We start from the raw sequence: 17372 nt of genomic DNA on the forward strand, positions 1-17372 counted from the left end.
TCGGCGTCACTGCGGCTCTCGAGGGTGGATCACCGCGCGCTGCTCGGGGAAGGTCCACCCGAAGAAGACGCTGCCGAGGCGCACGAGGGTGGTCACCGCGACACAGACGACACCCGCGACCACGATGGGTGCGCCGAGGAGAAGGAGCACGACGAGAGAGACGACGCCGGCCCCGGCTGCGACGGCATAGAGGGTACCGACGTGGAGGAAGGAGATCGGGCGGTTCAGGATGAGGTCACGGAGCATCCCACCCCCGATCGCGCCGATGACGCCGACGAACAGGGCGCCGGTGGGACCGACGCCCAGGGCCAGTGCTTTCGAGGCGGCGATCGCGCCGAAGACGCCCATGACGATCGCGTCGAGCACGGTGAACACGCCATCCGCTCGCGTGAAGAGAGGTTGCAGCAGCATGCCGAGGACGGCGGCCGCGGCAGCAGCCACCAGGTACCAGTTCATCCAGATCACGACCGGTGGCTGATTCAGCACGATGTCACGCAGGAGGCTTCCACCGAGCGCGACGGTGAGTCCGAGGGTGATGACGCCGAGCACGTCGAGACGGCGCCGCCTCTCTCCCGCCGCGAACATCGCGCCGTGGATGCCTCCGAGGCTCGCGGCGAAGAGCTCGATCCACAGGGACACCTGGAAGGTGGTGGTGATCATGCTGCTGGCCTCCCGGGTTCGGGGGCCGGTCCGCACGCGTCGTGCGGACCGGCCCCGACGGTGATGTCGCGGAGCTCAGCCCGCGACGCGCACCGCGTTCTTCGCGGCGGTGGCGATCACGTCCGCCACGACGTCGGACCGCGTCATGAACACGGCGTGGCTCGCCGAGACGTTCGTGATCTCGGCACCGGCCCGGGTGGCCATGTGCTGCAGCATCGCCTGGTCGAACGACATGTCCTCCGTGGCGATGACCGCCCAGGCGGGCTTGTCGCGCCAGGCCGCGTGCTTCACCGCCACCCCGAAGGCAGACATGTTGATCGGCACCTGCGAGTCGCGCAGGAACGCGGCGTCCGCGTCGGTGGCGTCTGCGGCGAACCCGATCTTGAACATGGGGTCGAGCCCGGCGAGGGTTCGATCCCTCAGGATCAGGTGTGAGCCGAGCTGTTGTGAGGTTCGCGCACGGGCACCTGAACACCTCGGGCACGCGTCCGCATCGGCGGGTCCTGCGCGATCCGTGTCCTGGAGGATTCCCACAAAGTGCGGGAGCGAGTCTTGGGCGGCGCGCCGACAGACCTGACCGGGAGCGTCAACCTACGCTGGCGTAGGCTACGTGACCGTAGGTTGACCCGGTACGGGCCGCCACCGAGAGGAGACCGCGAGATGCTCAACGCCCCTGAAGGGTCCGACGGCGCATCCGCCGAGGGCGTGCCGTTCGTCCAGCTCGTCGGCCCCGACGGCCGCCGGACCGAGGGTGCGCAGGACGCCGCCTATCGCGACCGCACGGCCCACCTCGGCACCGAGGAGCTGCGCACGATGTACCGCGACATGGTGCTCACCCGCCGGTTCGACGACGAGTCCACCGCCCTGCAGCGGCAGGGCGAGCTCGGCCTGTACCCCCAGGGACGCGGCCAGGAGGCGGCTCAGGTCGGCTCGGCGCGCGCCCTGCGTCCGCAGGACTTCGTGTTCCCCTCCTACCGCGAGCACGGCGTGCTGCAGGTGCGCGGCGTCGACCCCGTGGACCGGCTGCGCATCTACCGCGGCACCGAGCACGGCGGCTGGGACCCGGCCGACCACCGCGTCCACCTGAACACCCTCGTCCTCGGGTCGCAGACCCTGCATGCCACCGGCTACGCGCTGGGCCTGCAGCGCGACGGGCTCGTCGGCACCGGTGACCCGGAGCGCGACACCGCCGTCGTCACCTACTTCGGCGACGGGGCGTCCAGCCAGGGCGACGTCAGCGAGGCGCTCGTGTTCGCGGCCGTGAACAACGCCCCGGTGGTGTTCTTCTGCCAGAACAACCAGTGGGCGATCTCCGAGCCCACCTCGCGCCAGACCCGGGTGCCGCTGTACAAGCGCGGCGAGGGCTTCGGCATCCCGGGCGTGCGCGTCGACGGCAACGACGTCCTGGCGTCCTACGCCGTCATGACGGAAGCGCTGGAGCGCGCCTACGCCGGCGGCGGTCCCACCTTCGTCGAGGCCTACACCTACCGGATGGGTGCGCACACGACGTCGGACGACCCGACGCGCTACCGCGAGCGCGCCGAGGAGGAGGAGTGGGCGCTGCGCGACCCGATCGACCGCCTCGCCGCGCTGCTGCGTGCCGAGGACCGGTGGGACGACGACTGGGCGGCCGGGGTCGCGGCCGACGCCGAGACGCTGGCCGAGCGGCTGCGCGCCGACGTCCGCTCGATCGAGGACCCGCCGTCCGTCTCGATGTTCGACCATGTCTACGCGACGCCGCAGGCCCAGGTGGAGACCGAGCGTGCGTGGTTCACGACCTACCAGGACGAGACCGCGGAGGCCGCCCGATGAGCACGCAGACGATGCCTTTCGCGAAGGCCCTCACCGCGGGACTGCGTGCCGCGCTGGACGCGGACGACAAGGCCCTGGTCATGGGGGAGGACGTCGGACGTCTCGGCGGCGTCTTCCGCATCACCGACGGGCTGCAGAAGGACTTCGGCGAGCACCGGGTCGTGGACACTCCGCTGGCGGAGTCCGGGATCGTGGGCACGGCGATCGGCCTGGCGATGCGCGGCTACCGCCCGATCTGCGAGATCCAGTTCGACGGGTTCGTCTTCCCGGCCTACGACCAGATCACCACCCAGCTCGCCAAGCTGCACTACCGCTCCCGCGGCCGTATCCAGGTGCCCGTGGTCGTCCGGATCCCCTACGGCGGGGGCATCGGGGCCATCGAGCACCACTCCGAGTCGCCCGAGGCGCTCTTCGCCCACACCCCCGGGCTGCGCGTCGTCTCGCCCGCGACGCCGCAGGACGCCTACGACATGATCCGCGCCGCCGTCGTGTCCCCGGACCCGGTGATCTTCTTCGAGCCCAAGGGCCGGTACTGGTCCAAGGGCGAGGTGGACCTGGACAGCCCCGTCCCGTCGCTCGACGGCGGTGGCCCGGACCCGCTGGGCACCGCCCGCATCGCTCGCACCGGCACCGACGTCACCCTCGTCGCCTACGGCCCGACCGTCGCCACGGCACTGTCGGCCGCGGACGCCCTGGCCGCCGAGGGCACCAGCGCCGAGGTCGTGGACCTGCGCTCGATCTCCCCGCTGGACGTGCCGACGGTCGTCGACTCGGTGCGCCGCACCGGCCGTTGCGTCGTCGTGCACGAGGCACCCACGTACTTCGGGCCCGGTGCCGAGCTCGCCGCCCGGGTGACCGAGGAGTGCTTCTACTCGCTCGAGGCACCCGTGCAGCGCGTCGGTGGTTTCCACACCCCGTACCCCGTGGCGAAGGTCGAGCACGACTACCTGCCGGACGTCGACCGCGTCTGCGACGCCGTCGACCGCGCCCTGTCCCACTGAGCCGGCCGAGAACGAGGAGCACGATGAGCAACCAGCGCTTCCCCCTCCCGGACGTGGGCGAGGGACTGACCGAGGCCGAGATCGTCGAGTGGAAGGTCGCCGTCGGCGACACCGTCGCGGTCAACGACGTCCTCGTCGAGATCGAGACCGCCAAGTCCCTCGTCGAGCTGCCGTCCCCGTTCGCCGGGACCGTCGTGGCCCTCCTCGCGGAGGAGGGCACCACCGTCGACGTCGGCACGCCGATCATCGAGGTCGGGTCGGCGGACGCGGTCGCGAGCCCGCCGTCGGGAGCCGCAGCACCGGCGTCCGACGCAGCGACGCCGGCCGGGGCCGAGGGCTCCGGGTCGGTGCTGGTCGGCTACGGCACGGCCGCTGCTGCCGGTGGTGCGCGCCGTCGTCGGCGCTCCGCGGCCTCCGCGCCCGCTGCGGCGGCCCCGGCCTCCGCGCCCGCCCCGGTGCCCGCACCCGTTCCGGCCGCACCGGAGAAGCAGCCCGGGATCGCCAAGCCGATGGTGAGCGTCCCGGCCGACGTCGGCGCGAGCGGCGCCGCGCCGTCGGGCACGACGCCGGCGACCCGTGTCCGGGTGCTCGCCAAGCCACCGGTGCGCAAGCTCGCCAATGACCTCGGGGTCGACCTGGCTTCCGTGCAGCCGACCGGCCCCGGGGGGATCGTCACCCGCGAGGACGTCGTGGCCCGCGCGGACGCCGCCGCTCCGCAGGCGCTGGCGACCTACCCCGACGACGACCAGCCCTGGCTCGCCTCGGGATCGGTGACGAACGACGGGCGCCAGACGCGCGTCCCGGTCAAGTCCGTGCGCAAGCGGACCGCCGAGGCCATGGTGGCCAGCGCGTTCACCGCCCCCCATGTCACCGTCTTCCGCACGGTCGACGTCACCAAGACGATGAAGCTCGTCGAGCGGCTCAAGGCGGACCGGGACTTCGCCGACGTGCGGGTCACACCGCTGCTGATCGCCGCCAAGGCCGTGCTGCTCGCCATCAAGCGCCACCCGGAGATCAACGCGAGCTGGGACGACGAGGCCCGCGAGATCGTCTACAAGCACTACGTGAACCTGGGGATCGCCGCGGCGACACCGCGCGGGCTCGTCGTGCCGAACGTCAAGGACGCCCACCGTCACGAGCTGCTGCCGCTCGCCCAGGCGCTCGGGGAGCTGACGGCCACCGCCCGGGCGGGGCGCACCAGCCCCGCGGACATGTCCGACGGGACGTTCACGATCACGAACGTGGGCGTCTTCGGCATCGACACGGGCACGCCGATCCTCAACCCGGGCGAGGCCGGGATCTTCGCGTTCGGGGCGATCCGGCAGCAGCCGTGGGTGCACCAGGGCAAGGTCAAGCCGCGCTGGGTGACCCAGCTCGCGCTGAGCTTCGACCACCGGCTGGTCGACGGCGAGCTCGGGTCGCGGTTCCTGTCCGACGTCGCCCGGGTGCTGGAGGACCCCGCCCGCGGGCTCGTCTGGGGCTGACGCACGCCGGCGGGTGCCGCCAGGAGAGCTACCGGCAGGGAGCTACCAGTTCCGCGGGAGGGAACCGGGGCCCTCGCCCTCGTCGCCGTCGCCGTCCCCACCGGTCGAACCGTCGGTGTCCTCGCCGACGTCCTCCTCGGTGTCCCCGTCGTCGCCCGTGCCGCCGAGCTCACGCGCCTCCGCCTCGTCCATCTCGACGTCGCGGGCCGCCTGCTCGTTGCGCTCGCCGAGCGACTCCTGGCGCTGCGCCTCCGCCTCCTCGGGGGTGGCAGGCTCCGGCTCGGGTTCCGGGGCGCCCTGGTTCTCGGTCTGCGCGTCGTGCGCCTGCTGCTCCTTCTCCTGCGCCCGCTCCTGCGCCTCGGTGGCGTCCTGCGTCTGCGACGAGTCGGCGCAGTCCGGCAGGGACCGGACCCGTTGGGTCCGGCCGTAGTCGTACTCCGCGAGCCAGTAGTTCGTGTCGGCCTGCTCGCGCAGGTCCTCGGGGTCGCGCTCGTCGCCGTACTCGCCGTAGGGGTCGATGACCTCTTCGTCGTACGGCTTGCCCGCGTCGCGCTTGGCGATCTCCGCGGCGACCGCCTCCGACTCCTCGGCGAGCTCGTCGCCGCGCTCGAGCCAGGTGTCGCCGCTGATCTCGAGCGCAGCCGCCCAGTTCGTGACGATCGCGCAGCGCACCTCGGCGGACTGGTCCTCGGCGCCGGCATAGGCGGCCTCGAGACGGTCGGCGCCCTCCCCGGCGAGCCAGCCGCGCTCGTCCGCCACCGCCTGGGCGGCCAGCGACGTGCCCAGGTTGTAGTCGGCACGCCACTGCTGCGGCACGATGCCCTCCGCCTGCGCGCGGAAGCGGTCGGACGCCGTCTCCAGGTCGCCGGACGTGTAGTCGCGCACACCCCAGGAGGAGACCAGCGGCGCGAACGTCAGCTGCAGGCCCGTCGTGAGCCCGAGGAGCGCCACGAACCCGGTCGGGACCCACAGCCAGCGTCGACGACGGCGCGGTCGGCCGTCGCCCGCCGCGCCACCGGGCGGCTTGCGGGACCGTGCCCACCGGGGGACCTCCTGCGACCCGACGCCGCTCATCGTGCCGCCCCCGTCCGTCGTCGTGCCGGCACGGTCCGGGCGACCGCCCGGGACCAGGCGCCGGCCTCCCCGGCGAGCAGCGCACCGAGCACGAGCGCCAGCGGCCAGACGACGGGGCGGTACGTCGTCACCTCGCGGCGTCCGTCCGCGGCCACCTGGGCCGGGTCGATCCCGTCGACGAGCGCGGCGACGTCGTCGGGCCCCGTGCGGTGCACGTACGGCAGGCCGAGCTCGTCGGCCAGCGCCTGCAGGGTCGTGGGGTCGGCGACGGAGAGCCCGTCCCCGCCCGCCGGGTCCTGGATGTACCCGGGGCCGACGCCCGCCGGGGTGCTCTCCAGCATGCGACCTCCGTCGGTGGTGCCGTACCCGAGCACGGCGCCGGCGTCGATCAGCGGTGCGAGGTCGGCGAACGAGCGGGGCTCACCGCCTGCCGTCTGCTCGCCGTCGGTGAGGAAGTACACCACCCGCATGTTCGCCGGGTTCTGCTCGCGCGAACCCTCGAGCGCCGCGGCGAGGTCGTCCAGCGGGCGGTCCACGAGGGAACCCTGGGAGAAGTCGGTCAGCTCGTGCGTCACCGACTGCGCCCAGGACCCGAGCGCCCCACGGTCCCAGGTCAGGGGCAGCTGCCGGGTCGCCTGGGAGTCGTAGGCGATCACGGCGAAGCGGCCGTCACCGACCGACTCCGCGAGGGCCGTCACGTCGTGACGGACCCCGTCCAGGCGCGGGGCGTCCTGCTCGGGTCCCCAGTCCTCGGCGGCCATCGACCCCGTCCGGTCCACGACGAAGTACACGTCGACCGCCGCCACGGTGGTGTCCAGGCTGGAGGTGGCCGTCGACGGGCCGGCGCCCATCAGCCCGACGACGGCGACGATCGCCGTGCGTCGGACCCACCCGAGACGCTCGGCGGCCGACGTCGAACGCACCAGCGCGGTGATCGTGACGGCCGCCAGCAGCGCGACGACGGGGACCAGCAGCCAGGCGCTGACCAGCGGGGCGAACGTCATGGGCGCACCCTCCAGGCGGCAAGGACGAGCATCCCCGTGCCGAGCAGCAGGACGGCGTACCACCGGCCGGGCACGTCGGTCAGGACGGACTCGGCGTCGGCGTCCAGCGCGACCGCCTGCTGGGCCTGCACGTCCGCCACCAGCGCTTCCACGGCGCCGGGGTCGTCGAGCGTGAAGTACAGGCCGTCGTGCGCGCCGACCACCGCGCGGTAGTCGGACTCCTCGGCACCTCCGACACGGTCCGCGGGGCCGCCGTACAGGCCGTAGAGGGTGATGTCCCGCGAGGCCACCAGCTCGGCGGCCTCGCCCAGCGAGTAGACGGGGTCCTCACCGACGAAGTTGTCGGTGGCCAGCAGGATCGAGCGCGACCGCTCGGTGCCGTGCTCGTCGAACTGCAGCGCGCAGGTGGCCAGGCCGTCGCCGATCAGGCTGGAGTCCTCCAGGGAGGTGGTCCCCGCGGTGAACGTCAGGAGGTCCTGCACCTGGGCGAGCTCGCGGTCGGACATCTCCTCGAGGGTCTTGCTGCCGAGCCGCTCCGTGTCGAGCCCGACGGCCTCCGCACCCGCGGCGAGCTGCTCGCCCACCAGGGTGTAGTCGTCGGTGAGCGGGAAGACCGTGCGGGCCGTGGAGTCGAAGACCACCAGCGCGATGCGCTCCCCGGCGAAGTGCTCGGTGAGATCGGCGTACAGGGACAGCACGGCGGCGTCGTACGGGAGCATCGACCCCGACACGTCCAGGCACAGCACGATGTCCCGCGTGGCGAGGCGCTCGCTGGTCACCTCCCGCTCCACGGGGCGGGCGGCGAGCGCCGCCGTGGCGACCACGCACAGTCCGAGCACGAGCATGCCGGCGACCTGCCAGGCGCGATGACCGAGCAGCGCCCGGCGCACCTCGGGCAGCCGGAGCAGAGCGTCGGTGTGGGCGACGCGCAGCGAGTCCTGGGCGGGTCGACGACGTCGGGCCAGCAGCACGACGAGCACCACCGTCAGCACGACGACGGCGGCGAGCGCGACGGCCACCCAGGGCCACAGCAGCATCCGGTCGGGCACGTCACCACCTCCGGACGAACGAGCGGGCACGCTGCAGCGAGCGGTGCGGGCGGGCGATGCGCCGACCGTCGGGGCCGAAGGTCGGCTCGAGCAGCCGTTCCATCTCGCGGCCGAAGGTCTTGGTGCCGTGCAGGTCCCGCAGGTCCCCGACCGTCATCGTGGAGACGTCGTGCCCGGTCCGGACGGCGGCGAAGCGGCGCAGCTCCTGGCGCAGGGCGAGGTGCAGCGCGCGGTCGTCGATCTCGTCGTCCCGCCAGCGTCGGTCCAGGTCGTCGATGCGTCCCAGCGTGGCCGCGCGTGCCGCGGCGAACCGGTCGACGGGCTGCGCCTCGGGTGCAGGGGCCGGCGCCGCCGGTTCCGGCACGGGCGCGGGTCGGGTCAGCCGCACGGTCAGCACCACGACCGCGACGGTCAGCAGCAGGACGGCGACGCCGACGAAGGTCCAGGGCCAGGCCCAGGGCAGGGGGTCGACCAGCTCGTCAGCGGGCACGGCGCTCCCTCCGGGCCAGGGAGACCAGGCCGCCGACGACGTCGTCGGTCGAGGCGACCCGGACGCTGCGGACCTGGCGCCGGGCGAGCAGCGACTCCGTCTGCGCGCGGCGTCGGGCCGTCTCGCGGGCCGCGGCCTCGGCCGGGCGCCGCCGTCCGCGCAGGAACCGGGGCACCGACCAGCCGGAGGTGACGTCCACGACGTCGGAGCCGCGGCGTCCGCGCAGCATCCCGGGGAGCCGGGGGTCGAAGGGGTCGAGGTCCTCGACGGCCACGACCAGCACCTCGTGCTGCACGGCGAGCAGCTTCAGCAGGCGCTCGTGCTCCTGCCACGGCTGGGCCTCGTCGGTCACGAGGACGATCAGGCTGCGCCGGCGGAACGTGGACAGCGCTCGGCGCAGCAGCACCCCCAGGTCCGACGGCGGCGCGTCGGGCGACCACGTCGCCTCCAGCGCGCGCAGGGTCGCCTCGATCTCCCCGGCGCTCGCCCGGGCAGGCCGGTGGACGAGCCGCTCGGCGTCCCCGGCCAGCAGGGCCACCCGGTCGCCCCGGGAGGTGGCGAGGTAGGCGGTGACGGCGGCCGTGTAGTCCGCGACGGTGGACTTCTCCTCGCCGCCGGCGGCGGTGGCGGTCATGGTGCGCCCGGTGTCGACCAGCAGCACGACCGTCAGGCTGGACTCGTGCGCGAACCGGCGGATGATCGGTGCACCGGCGCGGGCGCTGGCCTTCCAGTCGATGTCACCGACGTCGTCGCCGACCTCGTAGTGCCGCAGGTCGTCGAAGTCCTGGCCGTGACCCGTGAGCACCGAGCGGTGGCGGCCGGCGAGGATCCCGGTCGCGCGCCGGGTGACGGGCAGCGAGACGCGCGCGCGGACGAGCGCGAGCCGTGAGGCGGCCACGGCGTCAGGGGACGGGGACGGCGTCGAACACGGCGTCGACGAGCTGCTCGGCGGGGACGTCGTCCGCCAGGGCCTCGAAGCTGCGCACGAGACGGTGCCGCAGCACGGCGTAGCGGGTGTCCTTGACGTCGTCGGGGGTGACGTAGTCCCGGCCCTGGGCCAGCGCGCCGGCCTGCGCGAGCTGGACGAAGGCGATGGCACCACGCGGGGAGGCCCCGACCCGGACGAGCCGCCGCAGGTCCTCGACCGGGCGCGGCCCGGCACCGCGGGTCGTGGCGACGAGGTCGACGACGTACCGCTTGATCTCGGTGTCCACATAGACCTTGTCGGTCAGGGCGCGGAGCTCGCGGACGTCGTCGAGGCTGATCGGCCGGGCCGTCAACGGGGCCGTCATCCGGCCGGAGGTGATCCGCTCGAGGATCTCGACCTCCTGCTCGGCGGTGGGGTAGGTGAGCACCTCCTTGACCAGGAACCGGTCCATCTGGGCCTCGGGCAGCACGTAGGTGCCCTCCTCCTCGATGGGGTTCTGCGTGGCGAGGACCATGAAGGGGTCCGGCAGGGGGTGCTCGACGCCGCCGATCGAGGTCTGCCGCTCCTGCATGGCCTCGAGCATGGCGGACTGGGTCTTGGCCGAGGACCGGTTGATCTCGTCGAGCAGCACGAGGTTGGCGTGCACCGGTCCGAGCTGGGTGCTGAACGTGTTCGTGGTGTGGTCGAACACCTGGGTGCCCACGATGTCGTTGGGCATGAGGTCCGGGGTGCACTGGATGCGGGCGAACTTCCCGGCCACCGCGTCCGCGAGGGTGTGGGCCGCCGTCGTCTTGGCGAGGCCGGGCACCGACTCCAGCAGCACGTGGCCCCCGGCCATCAGCGTGCGGACGAGCGTGGTCCGCAGCCGGTCCTGGCCGACCAGGCGCTGGTCGAAGACCTGGTCGATCCGCGCCAGGAGGTCTCGTGACCGAGCGAGCTGGGAACGGTCGATGGCCGCCTGGGACGGCCGGCGCGTGAGCCAGTCCGCGATCGGGAGGGTCATGGCACGGCAGTCTAGAGGGATGACGTCGGCGTGGGCAGACCGTTCCTCTGCCCGGGACCGTCGCTCTCGGGGGCCCGTCTCGGGGGACGAGAAGCCTGCCGACACGCGGGTGACCCGGGGCCGGAACCGAGCGTCCGCGTGCTCTACTGCAGGTGCCCCCAGCACGCCGGTCCGGCGCGGTGGGCACCCACTCCCTTCCGAACCTGGAGATCCTTGATGCGCTCTGCCCGTTCCACGACCACCCTCGCCCTGAGCTGTGCCCTCGTCCTCGGTCTCGCCGCCTGCGGGACGGGCGACGAGGCGGAGACCGTCGACACGTCGTCCGCCGAGACTGCCGAGGACGCCGACGCCGTGGCGGACGACGTCGAGGAGCCGACCGAGGACGAGGCCGAGGAGCCCGAGGACGCCGAGGAGGAGCCGGCCGACGACGCGGCCGGCGGCAGCGGGGCCGAGCCCGAGTGGGCCAACCCGCTGACCACCCCGGGCGAGGAGATCACCTCGTTCACCGTCGGCGACGTGCGCGTCGACGTCTACCAGGTGGGGGTCACGCAGGCGCCGAAGGACGGGCTCTTCGTCGACCCCGAGAAGAACGAGCCGATCATCGCCGAGGGCGACGACATCGTCTTCGTCAACTACGTGATCACCAACGAGGGCGACACGGTCGACCTCGGCTCCAGCCTGGTGAACATCAGCGCCCGCTACGAGGACTGGCCGTACATGCAGGGCATGGACACCATCACAGGCGCGGAGCTCTACGAGGAGCAGGAGGTCAACGACTCCGGGACGCACCAGACCGCCTACCGCGACCCGGCGGTGTACCCCTTCGAGTCGGGCCAGTCGTACTCGACCGGCATGAACTTCCACTACCAGCCCGGCACGGACGTGATCTTCGACGCGACGATCGTCCCGGTGGACGAGAACGGTGACCTGCTGCACGACGACAAGGTCGAGGGCGAGGGCACCGGCACCATCTCCTGACCTCACCCGCGAGATCGACCTACCCGTCCCGAGATCGACCTACCGTCGGTCGATCTCGGGACGGGTAGGTCGATCTCGCGGTGTGCATGCGCCGGTGTGCGTTTTTGTCCGGTCGATCGTCCTCGCCTCCACTGCCTGCCAGCATCGAGCGGCAGGACGCCGTCGCCCGACGGCACACGTGCGCAAGGAGGCACACATGGTGACGACAACCGGCCGGCGGACGAAGGCAACAGCAGCTCTCGCCGCGGGCGCGCTGGCGCTGACAGGCTGCGCGGGGAACAGCGACGGCGGCGATGAGGCCGACGGCGACACGACCCTCACGTTCGCGTGGTGGGGCGACGCGACCCGCGCGGACCGCTACGAGGCCGCGATCGACCTGTACGAGGAGCGGAACCCCGGGCTGACGATCCAGTCCTCCTACGCCGGGTGGGGCGACTACTGGACCGCGCGGAACACCGAGGCTGCCGGCGGCGCACTGCCGGACGTCTTCCAGATGGACGTGGCCTACCTGCGCCAGTACGGGGCCACCGGTCAGATCCAGCCGCTCGACCAGTACGTCGGCGAGCAGATCGACATCTCGTCGTTCCCCGAGTCGGTGATGCCGGGGACGAAGATCGACGACCAGGTCTACGGGATACCGACGCAGACGACGGTGCTCGCGACCTTCTTCAACACCGCGCTGATGGATCAGGTGGGCGTCGACCTGCCGTCCGGCGACCTCACCTGGGACGAGTACGACGCGCTCCTCGGCGAGATCGGTGCGGCTGACGCGGACACGGACCCGCCCGTCGACGGTTCCGTTCAGTACACGCAGATCTGGTCGGTCTTCGAGATCTGGCTCCTGCAGCAGGGCAGGTCCCTGTTCGCCGAGGACGGTGGGTTCGGCTTCACCGAGTCCGAGCTGGCCGAGTGGTGGGGCCGGGCGACGCCGCTGTTCGAGAGCGGCGGGTTCATGGATCCCGGCCGGGGCGAGCAGATCGAGAGCGACCCGCTCAGCGCGCAGTACACCGCGAGCGAGATCAGCTTCTACAACTTCCTGGTGCGGTTCACCGAGGGCACGGGCGGCGACGACTTCACCATGCTGGAGGTGCCTGCCGACGACCCCACGAGCCGTGGTGTCTACCTGAAGCCGGGACTGCAGCTGTCGATGTCGGCTCAGACCGACCACCCGGAGGTCGCGGCCGACTTCATCGACTTCCTCACCAACGATCCCGCCGTCGAGGAGATCTTCGCGATGTCCCGCGGGGTCCCGATCTCCGCGACCGCCCGCGAGGGCAACCAGCCCGAAGGGCTCGACCAGGAGATCCAGGACTACTGGGAGGCGGTCGAGGCGACGGCGATCGACGCACCGGCGCCGCCTCCCGAGGGGGCAGGGGCCGTCGAGGCCGAGTTCACCCGGATCGCGCAGGACATCGGCTTCGGTGCCCTGTCGGTCGAGGAAGGCGTCGAGCAGTTCTTCCTCGCGGGCGCGGACCTGCTCGGTTAGACCTGCGCGAGCAGACGTGTGGCCGCCGGCACGGGCCCTGATCCCGCGTCGGCGGCCACCTCTCGTGTCGGGGTCGAACCAGTCAGTCCCTGATCGCCCCGCACGACTCGCGGACGGTGAGCCGCGGGAGCAGCTCGACATGGCGGGGAGGTCGCCGGTCGCCCTCGTCCTCGGTGAGCCGGTCGACGACCAGCCGCAACGCTTCCCTGCCCAGCTCACGGCGGGGCGGGGTGACCGTGGTCAGGGGCACCATGGCGAGCTCGGCGTTCTCGTCGTCGTAGGCGACGACAGCGAAGTCGTCGGGCACCGTCATGCCGCGGTCGAGCGCAGCCTCCAGCAGGCGCGCGGCGTGGTCGTCGGTGTGGACGAACGCGGCGCGAGTCCCGGTGGCGAGGCACTCGTCGAGGAAGGTGTCCAGCTCGGAGCGCAGCAGCGCGGGGTCGTCGTCGCCCTTGGACAGCGAGACGTCGGGTGCCGGCGACAGGCCGAGGCGCTCGACGGCGGTCATGAACCCCTGTCGCACGTGGCGTGCGGTGGGCGTGCGGTCGTAGACGGCGGCGGCCACCTGCCGGTGTCCCAGCGCATGCAGGTGCTCGACGGCCACGACCGCGCCGTGGGCGTGGTCGGTCCGCACCAGGTCGAGCTCGCTGAGGCTGGTGGTCCCGTCGATCCGCCGTTCGACGAGCACGACCGGCACGGGGATCGACCGCAGCCAGCCGGCCAGCTCCTCGGACGTCCGCCCGCTGGTGGTCGGGGCGATGGCCAGCGCCGTGGCGCCGAGGGACAGGAGACGCTCGACCTGGGCGGCCTCGACGTCGGGCCGGTAGTGCGAGACGCCGAGCACGAGGCGCACGCGCAGCGCGGGCGCGAGGGCTTCCATGCCGCGGACGACGTCGGGGAAGTGGGCGGAGGTGCTCGGCACGACCAGACCGACGAGTGCCCGCGCGGCCTGTGGTCCCCGGGTGGCGCTGAGCGCGATCGCGCCCCCGTGGACCCGGGCCAGGCTGCCCGTGCGGTCGAGCTCGATGATGTCGCGTCGCACGGTCACCTCGGAGACCCCCAGGTGCGCCGCGGCGTCGGCCGAGCGCACGCTGCCGCGCAGCGCGACCTCCCGCAGCAGGTACTCGTGCCGTGCACGGGGCAGATGCATCGGATCACACTAACGCCGACGGGTCACGTGCTGATCGAAAATGTCCGAGCGGGCGTCACCGGACCGACCTGCGACGCAGGATCGCGAGGTGACGGATACGACGACGACTGGGCTCCCTGCGGCGCTGGGCCCGACCCGGCGGTGGACCCGGGAGCACTGGGTGGCGACGGCCGACGGCCTGCTCACCGCCACCGAGCCGTACGTCTCACCCGGCCGTTCCCTGGTCCGGCTGCCCGGACCGACCAGTGCCTCAGGGGCCTGGAGCGACGGCCTCGAGGGGTTCGCGCGCACGTTCCTGCTCGCTGCGTTCCGGGTTCGCGGTGAGCGTGGCGCCGACCCGGCCGGGCTGCTGGGACGCTACGCCGAGGGTCTGCGGCACGGCACCGATCCCGCAGGAGCCGAGAGATGGCCCCGGATCGACGAGAGGCGGCAGGCCGTCGTCGAGGCGGCCTCCGTGGCGATCGGACTGTCCGAGACCCGGCCGTGGCTGTGGGACCGTCTCGACGACGCCGTCCGTGGTCGCGTCGTCGACTGGTTGGCGGGCATCGTGGGCACGAGCGGCTATCGCAACAACTGGGTCTGGTTCCAGAACGTGGTCGAGGCGTTCCTCGCCTCGGTCGGGGGGCCGTGGGACCAGGCCGACCTCGACCGCAACGAGGAGATCGCCGAGTCCCTCTACGTGGGGGACGGGTGGTACTCCGACGGCCGGGGTCGCGACGGGCGCCGGCAGTCGTTCGACTACTACGCCGGTTGGGCCTGGCACCTGTACCCGCTGCTGCACGCCCGGATCGGCGGGCACACCCTGGGCCAGCGGCACTCCGAGCGCCTGTCGGCCTACCTGGAGCAGGCGCAGCACCTCGTCGGCCCGACCGGCGCGCCCGTGCTGCACGGCCGGTCGGTCACGTACCGGTTCGCGATGCTGGCTCCCTTCTGGGCAGGGGCGCTCGCGGGCGCCACCCCGCTGACGCCCGGGGCGACGCGGGCGATCACCTCGGCGGTCGCCGAGCACTTCGTCGCGGCGGGGTCGATCGACGAGCGCGGCCTCCTGCCGACGGGCTGGCACCACCGGTACGACGGCGTCCGTCAGCTGTACAGCGGCGGCTCGTCGCCGTACTGGGCGGCCAAGGGATTCCTCGGTCTGCTCCTCGACCCGACCGACCCGGTGTGGGCGGCGGAACCGGAGGTGCCGCCGTCGTGGCTCGAGGACCGGGTGACCTCGCTGGCGGTGCCGGGCTGGCTGGTCTCGGCCACCCCGGGCGACGGCATCGTCCGGGTCCTCAACCACGGGGCGGACCGGTCGGTCGAGCCCGCCGTGCAGCAACGTGCCGACGACCCGTTCTACCGTCGCCTCGGCTATTCGAACGTCACGTCGCCGCAGCTGACGGCCGACTCCGTCGCGGCCCCGGTCGAGTCGCACGCCGCGCTGCTGGACGCCTCCGGGGCGCCGTCGCACCGCGACGGGATCGACCGGGTGCGCCTGGAGTGCGGCACGGCGGTGTCCCGGTCACGCGTCCACTGGCTCGACCTGCCGGGCAGCGGGGCACCGGGCGACGCCGCGGTGTGGTCGTCGCTGCGGCGCGGACCGGTCCTGACGACGGCGACCGTCGTGCGCGGACGCTTCGAGGTGCGCCTCGCGTGGTGGGTCCCGGCCCCGGAAGTCGACGGCGGCCCGCCGCCCGCGTCGCCCGTCTCGGCGGCCGCCCTGGACGCGGACGCGGCATGGCCGGCCGACCCCGGGCCCTGGCGCCTGCACCTCGGCGGCTGGCCCCTCGCGGCGGGGCGCGAACGCGAGCTCCACGTCGAGACCGACCCGGACTGGGTGCGCATCGTCCGCCGGGACGGCACCTCCTCGATGGTGCGCGGGCTTCTGGGCCTCGATCTGCCCGGGACGACGCGTCGTACCGGGGCTGACCCCTTCGGCGAGCTCTCTGCGACGCCCTGGGTGCGCGGCCGGGACGCCGCAGCGTCTGGCGAGGTCGCGGCGGCTCTCGTGGTGCTCAGCGGTCGTGGCGTCGCCTGGGTGCGCGACGTGGAGGCGGTGACCGAGGTCCGCCAGGACCAGGGCGAGGTCCACGTGGTCTGGCGTGACGGCCGGGTCGACTCCCTGCCCGTGACCGAGGGGGTGGACGGATGAGGCGCCTGCACGCGGCCTTCGCCCTGCGCGACCAGCAGCTCCTGTCCGAGCTCTTCGACAACGGCGCTCGCGCTCGCCTCTCCGCCGTCGCGGACGTCGCCGGTGACGTGGTGACCACTGCGGACGGTCGGGGCGCCGATCACGTGCTGCGCGACGTCGAGGTGCTCGTGACCGGCTGGGGGCCGCCACGGCTCGACGACGCCTTCCTCGCCCGGACGCCGCGGCTCCGAGCCGTGGTGCACACCGCCGGCACGGTCAAGTCGTTCGTCACCGACGCGATCTGGGAGCGCGGGATCGAGGTCTCCAGCGCCGCGTGGGCGAACGCCAGACCCGTCGCGGAGTACACGCTCGCGATGATCCTGCTGGCGGGCAAGCGGGTGCTGGAGTCGGCCGCGGACTACGGCAGGACCCGTTCGCTCACCGGCCGGCACCTGCCGCCGCACGGGAACCACGGCCTCGTCGTCGGCATAGTCGGCGCCTCACGGACCGGGCGCCAGGTCATGGAGCTGCTCGCGCCCTTCGACATCGACGTCCTGCTCCACGACCCGTTCGTGGACGCGGCCGGGGCGCAGGGGCTCGGCGCCACGGCCGTCGGGCTCGACGAGCTCCTGCGCCGATCGGAGGTCGTCTCGCTGCACGCGCCGTCCCTGTCCGAGACCTACCGCATGGTGGGGGCGCGCGAGCTGGCGCTCATGCGGGATCACAGCACGCTGCTCAACACCGCGCGAGGGCAGCTCGTCGACACGGAGGCCCTCACCACAGAGGTGCTCGCCGGCAGGCTGCGCGCGATCCTCGACGTCACCGACCCCGAACCCCTGCCCGCGGACCATCCGTTGCACGGCGCCCCGGGGGTGCTGCTGACGCCGCACGTCGCCGGGTCCTCGGGCAACGAGCTGCGCCGGCTGGGGGCCAGCGCCGTGGCGGAGATCGAGCGGCTCGCCGCGGGGCTGGAGCTCGCCCATCCCGTCCGGCGCGAGCACCTCGCCCGGACGGCCTGAGCCGGCCCGGACCGCGGGCGCCCGGCGAGCGTCCGATTTTGATCGTTTGCCCCGCGCGCGGAGCCGGTCGACCCACGATGAGGGCGTCCAACGCCGGACAGACGTCCCCGTCACGAAGGAG

Annotated in this window: 16 protein-coding genes; 7 read left to right on the forward strand and 9 right to left on the reverse strand. The window is 73.0% G+C overall.

Features of this window, described 5'->3' with window-relative positions; translation table 11 throughout:
• Positions 1 to 6 precede the first annotated feature (6 nt).
• Together HDG69_RS01440 and HDG69_RS01445 are read right to left on the reverse strand one after the other, a co-directional pair.
• On the reverse strand, positions 7 to 660 hold the full coding sequence (locus HDG69_RS01440; RefSeq protein WP_171782004.1) for a trimeric intracellular cation channel family protein: 654 nt from the start codon (positions 658 to 660) through the stop codon (positions 7 to 9).
• A 75-nt stretch (positions 661 to 735) separates the two neighbouring features.
• A complete protein-coding gene (locus tag HDG69_RS01445) occupies positions 736 to 1194 on the reverse strand; it encodes an alpha/beta fold hydrolase (protein ID WP_343036202.1) in 459 nt (152 codons plus the stop codon).
• A gap of 126 nt (positions 1195 to 1320) precedes the next feature.
• Between HDG69_RS01445 and pdhA the strand changes: the two genes are divergently transcribed.
• From pdhA to HDG69_RS01460, 3 genes are read left to right on the forward strand one after another with little or no spacing between them, the layout of a single operon-like run.
• On the forward strand, positions 1321 to 2472 hold the full coding sequence (pdhA, locus tag HDG69_RS01450; protein WP_171782005.1) for a pyruvate dehydrogenase (acetyl-transferring) E1 component subunit alpha: 1152 nt from the start codon (positions 1321 to 1323) through the stop codon (positions 2470 to 2472).
• Positions 2469 to 3473, forward strand: a complete 1005-nt coding sequence (locus tag HDG69_RS01455; RefSeq protein WP_171782006.1) for an alpha-ketoacid dehydrogenase subunit beta — start codon at positions 2469 to 2471, stop codon at positions 3471 to 3473. Before pdhA ends, HDG69_RS01455 begins: the two co-directional genes overlap by 4 nt.
• Positions 3474 to 3496: 23 nt before the next feature.
• The gene (locus HDG69_RS01460) at positions 3497 to 4957 is read left to right on the forward strand and encodes a dihydrolipoamide acetyltransferase family protein (RefSeq protein WP_171782007.1); all 1461 of its coding nucleotides are present in this window, start codon (positions 3497 to 3499) and stop codon (positions 4955 to 4957) included.
• Positions 4958 to 4999: 42 nt separating this feature from the next.
• On the opposite strand, the gene HDG69_RS01465 is transcribed toward HDG69_RS01460, so the two are convergent.
• Genes HDG69_RS01465 through HDG69_RS01490 form a run of 6 tightly spaced genes read right to left on the reverse strand, consistent with a single transcriptional unit; the run spans position 5000 to position 10505 of the window.
• On the reverse strand, positions 5000 to 6031 hold the full coding sequence (locus HDG69_RS01465; RefSeq protein WP_171782008.1) for a hypothetical protein: 1032 nt from the start codon (positions 6029 to 6031) through the stop codon (positions 5000 to 5002).
• Positions 6028 to 7035, reverse strand: a complete 1008-nt coding sequence (locus tag HDG69_RS01470; protein ID WP_171782009.1) for a vWA domain-containing protein — start codon at positions 7033 to 7035, stop codon at positions 6028 to 6030. Before HDG69_RS01470 ends, HDG69_RS01465 begins: the two co-directional genes overlap by 4 nt.
• A complete protein-coding gene (locus tag HDG69_RS01475; RefSeq protein WP_171782010.1) occupies positions 7032 to 8084 on the reverse strand; it encodes a VWA domain-containing protein in 1053 nt (350 codons plus the stop codon). Before HDG69_RS01475 ends, HDG69_RS01470 begins: the two co-directional genes overlap by 4 nt.
• 1 nt (position 8085) lies before the next feature.
• Positions 8086 to 8574, reverse strand: coding sequence for a hypothetical protein (locus HDG69_RS01480; protein WP_171782011.1), 489 nt, complete (start codon positions 8572 to 8574; stop codon positions 8086 to 8088).
• Positions 8564 to 9472 carry a DUF58 domain-containing protein gene (locus HDG69_RS01485; RefSeq protein WP_171782012.1) on the reverse strand — a complete coding sequence of 303 codons (909 nt, stop codon included), beginning with the start codon at positions 9470 to 9472 and terminating at the stop codon, positions 8564 to 8566. Before HDG69_RS01485 ends, HDG69_RS01480 begins: the two co-directional genes overlap by 11 nt.
• Before the next feature lie 4 nt (positions 9473 to 9476).
• Positions 9477 to 10505, reverse strand: coding sequence for an AAA family ATPase (locus HDG69_RS01490; RefSeq protein ID WP_171782013.1), 1029 nt, complete (start codon positions 10503 to 10505; stop codon positions 9477 to 9479).
• A 216-nt stretch (positions 10506 to 10721) separates the two neighbouring features.
• Between HDG69_RS01490 and HDG69_RS01495 the strand changes: the two genes are divergently transcribed.
• A complete protein-coding gene (locus HDG69_RS01495) occupies positions 10722 to 11483 on the forward strand; it encodes a hypothetical protein (protein ID WP_171782014.1) in 762 nt (253 codons plus the stop codon).
• A 196-nt stretch (positions 11484 to 11679) separates the two neighbouring features.
• A complete protein-coding gene (locus HDG69_RS01500; protein WP_171782015.1) occupies positions 11680 to 12969 on the forward strand; it encodes an ABC transporter substrate-binding protein in 1290 nt (429 codons plus the stop codon).
• Positions 12970 to 13051: 82 nt separating this feature from the next.
• On the opposite strand, the gene HDG69_RS01505 is transcribed toward HDG69_RS01500, so the two are convergent.
• A complete protein-coding gene (locus HDG69_RS01505) occupies positions 13052 to 14119 on the reverse strand; it encodes a substrate-binding domain-containing protein (protein WP_171782016.1) in 1068 nt (355 codons plus the stop codon).
• A gap of 88 nt (positions 14120 to 14207) precedes the next feature.
• Between HDG69_RS01505 and HDG69_RS01510 the strand changes: the two genes are divergently transcribed.
• On the forward strand, positions 14208 to 16253 hold the full coding sequence (locus tag HDG69_RS01510; RefSeq protein ID WP_343036203.1) for a DUF2264 domain-containing protein: 2046 nt from the start codon (positions 14208 to 14210) through the stop codon (positions 16251 to 16253).
• Positions 16250 to 17251: a hydroxyacid dehydrogenase gene (locus HDG69_RS01515; protein ID WP_171782018.1), complete on the forward strand. Its 1002-nt coding sequence runs from the start codon at positions 16250 to 16252 to the stop codon at positions 17249 to 17251. The genes HDG69_RS01510 and HDG69_RS01515 overlap by 4 nt, the downstream gene beginning before the upstream one ends.
• The last annotated feature ends 121 nt before the right edge of the window (positions 17252 to 17372 follow it).

It is taken from the genome of Isoptericola halotolerans, from assembly GCF_013149785.1.
In the GTDB taxonomy this organism is placed as follows: Bacteria; Actinomycetota; Actinomycetes; order Actinomycetales; family Cellulomonadaceae; genus Isoptericola; species Isoptericola halotolerans.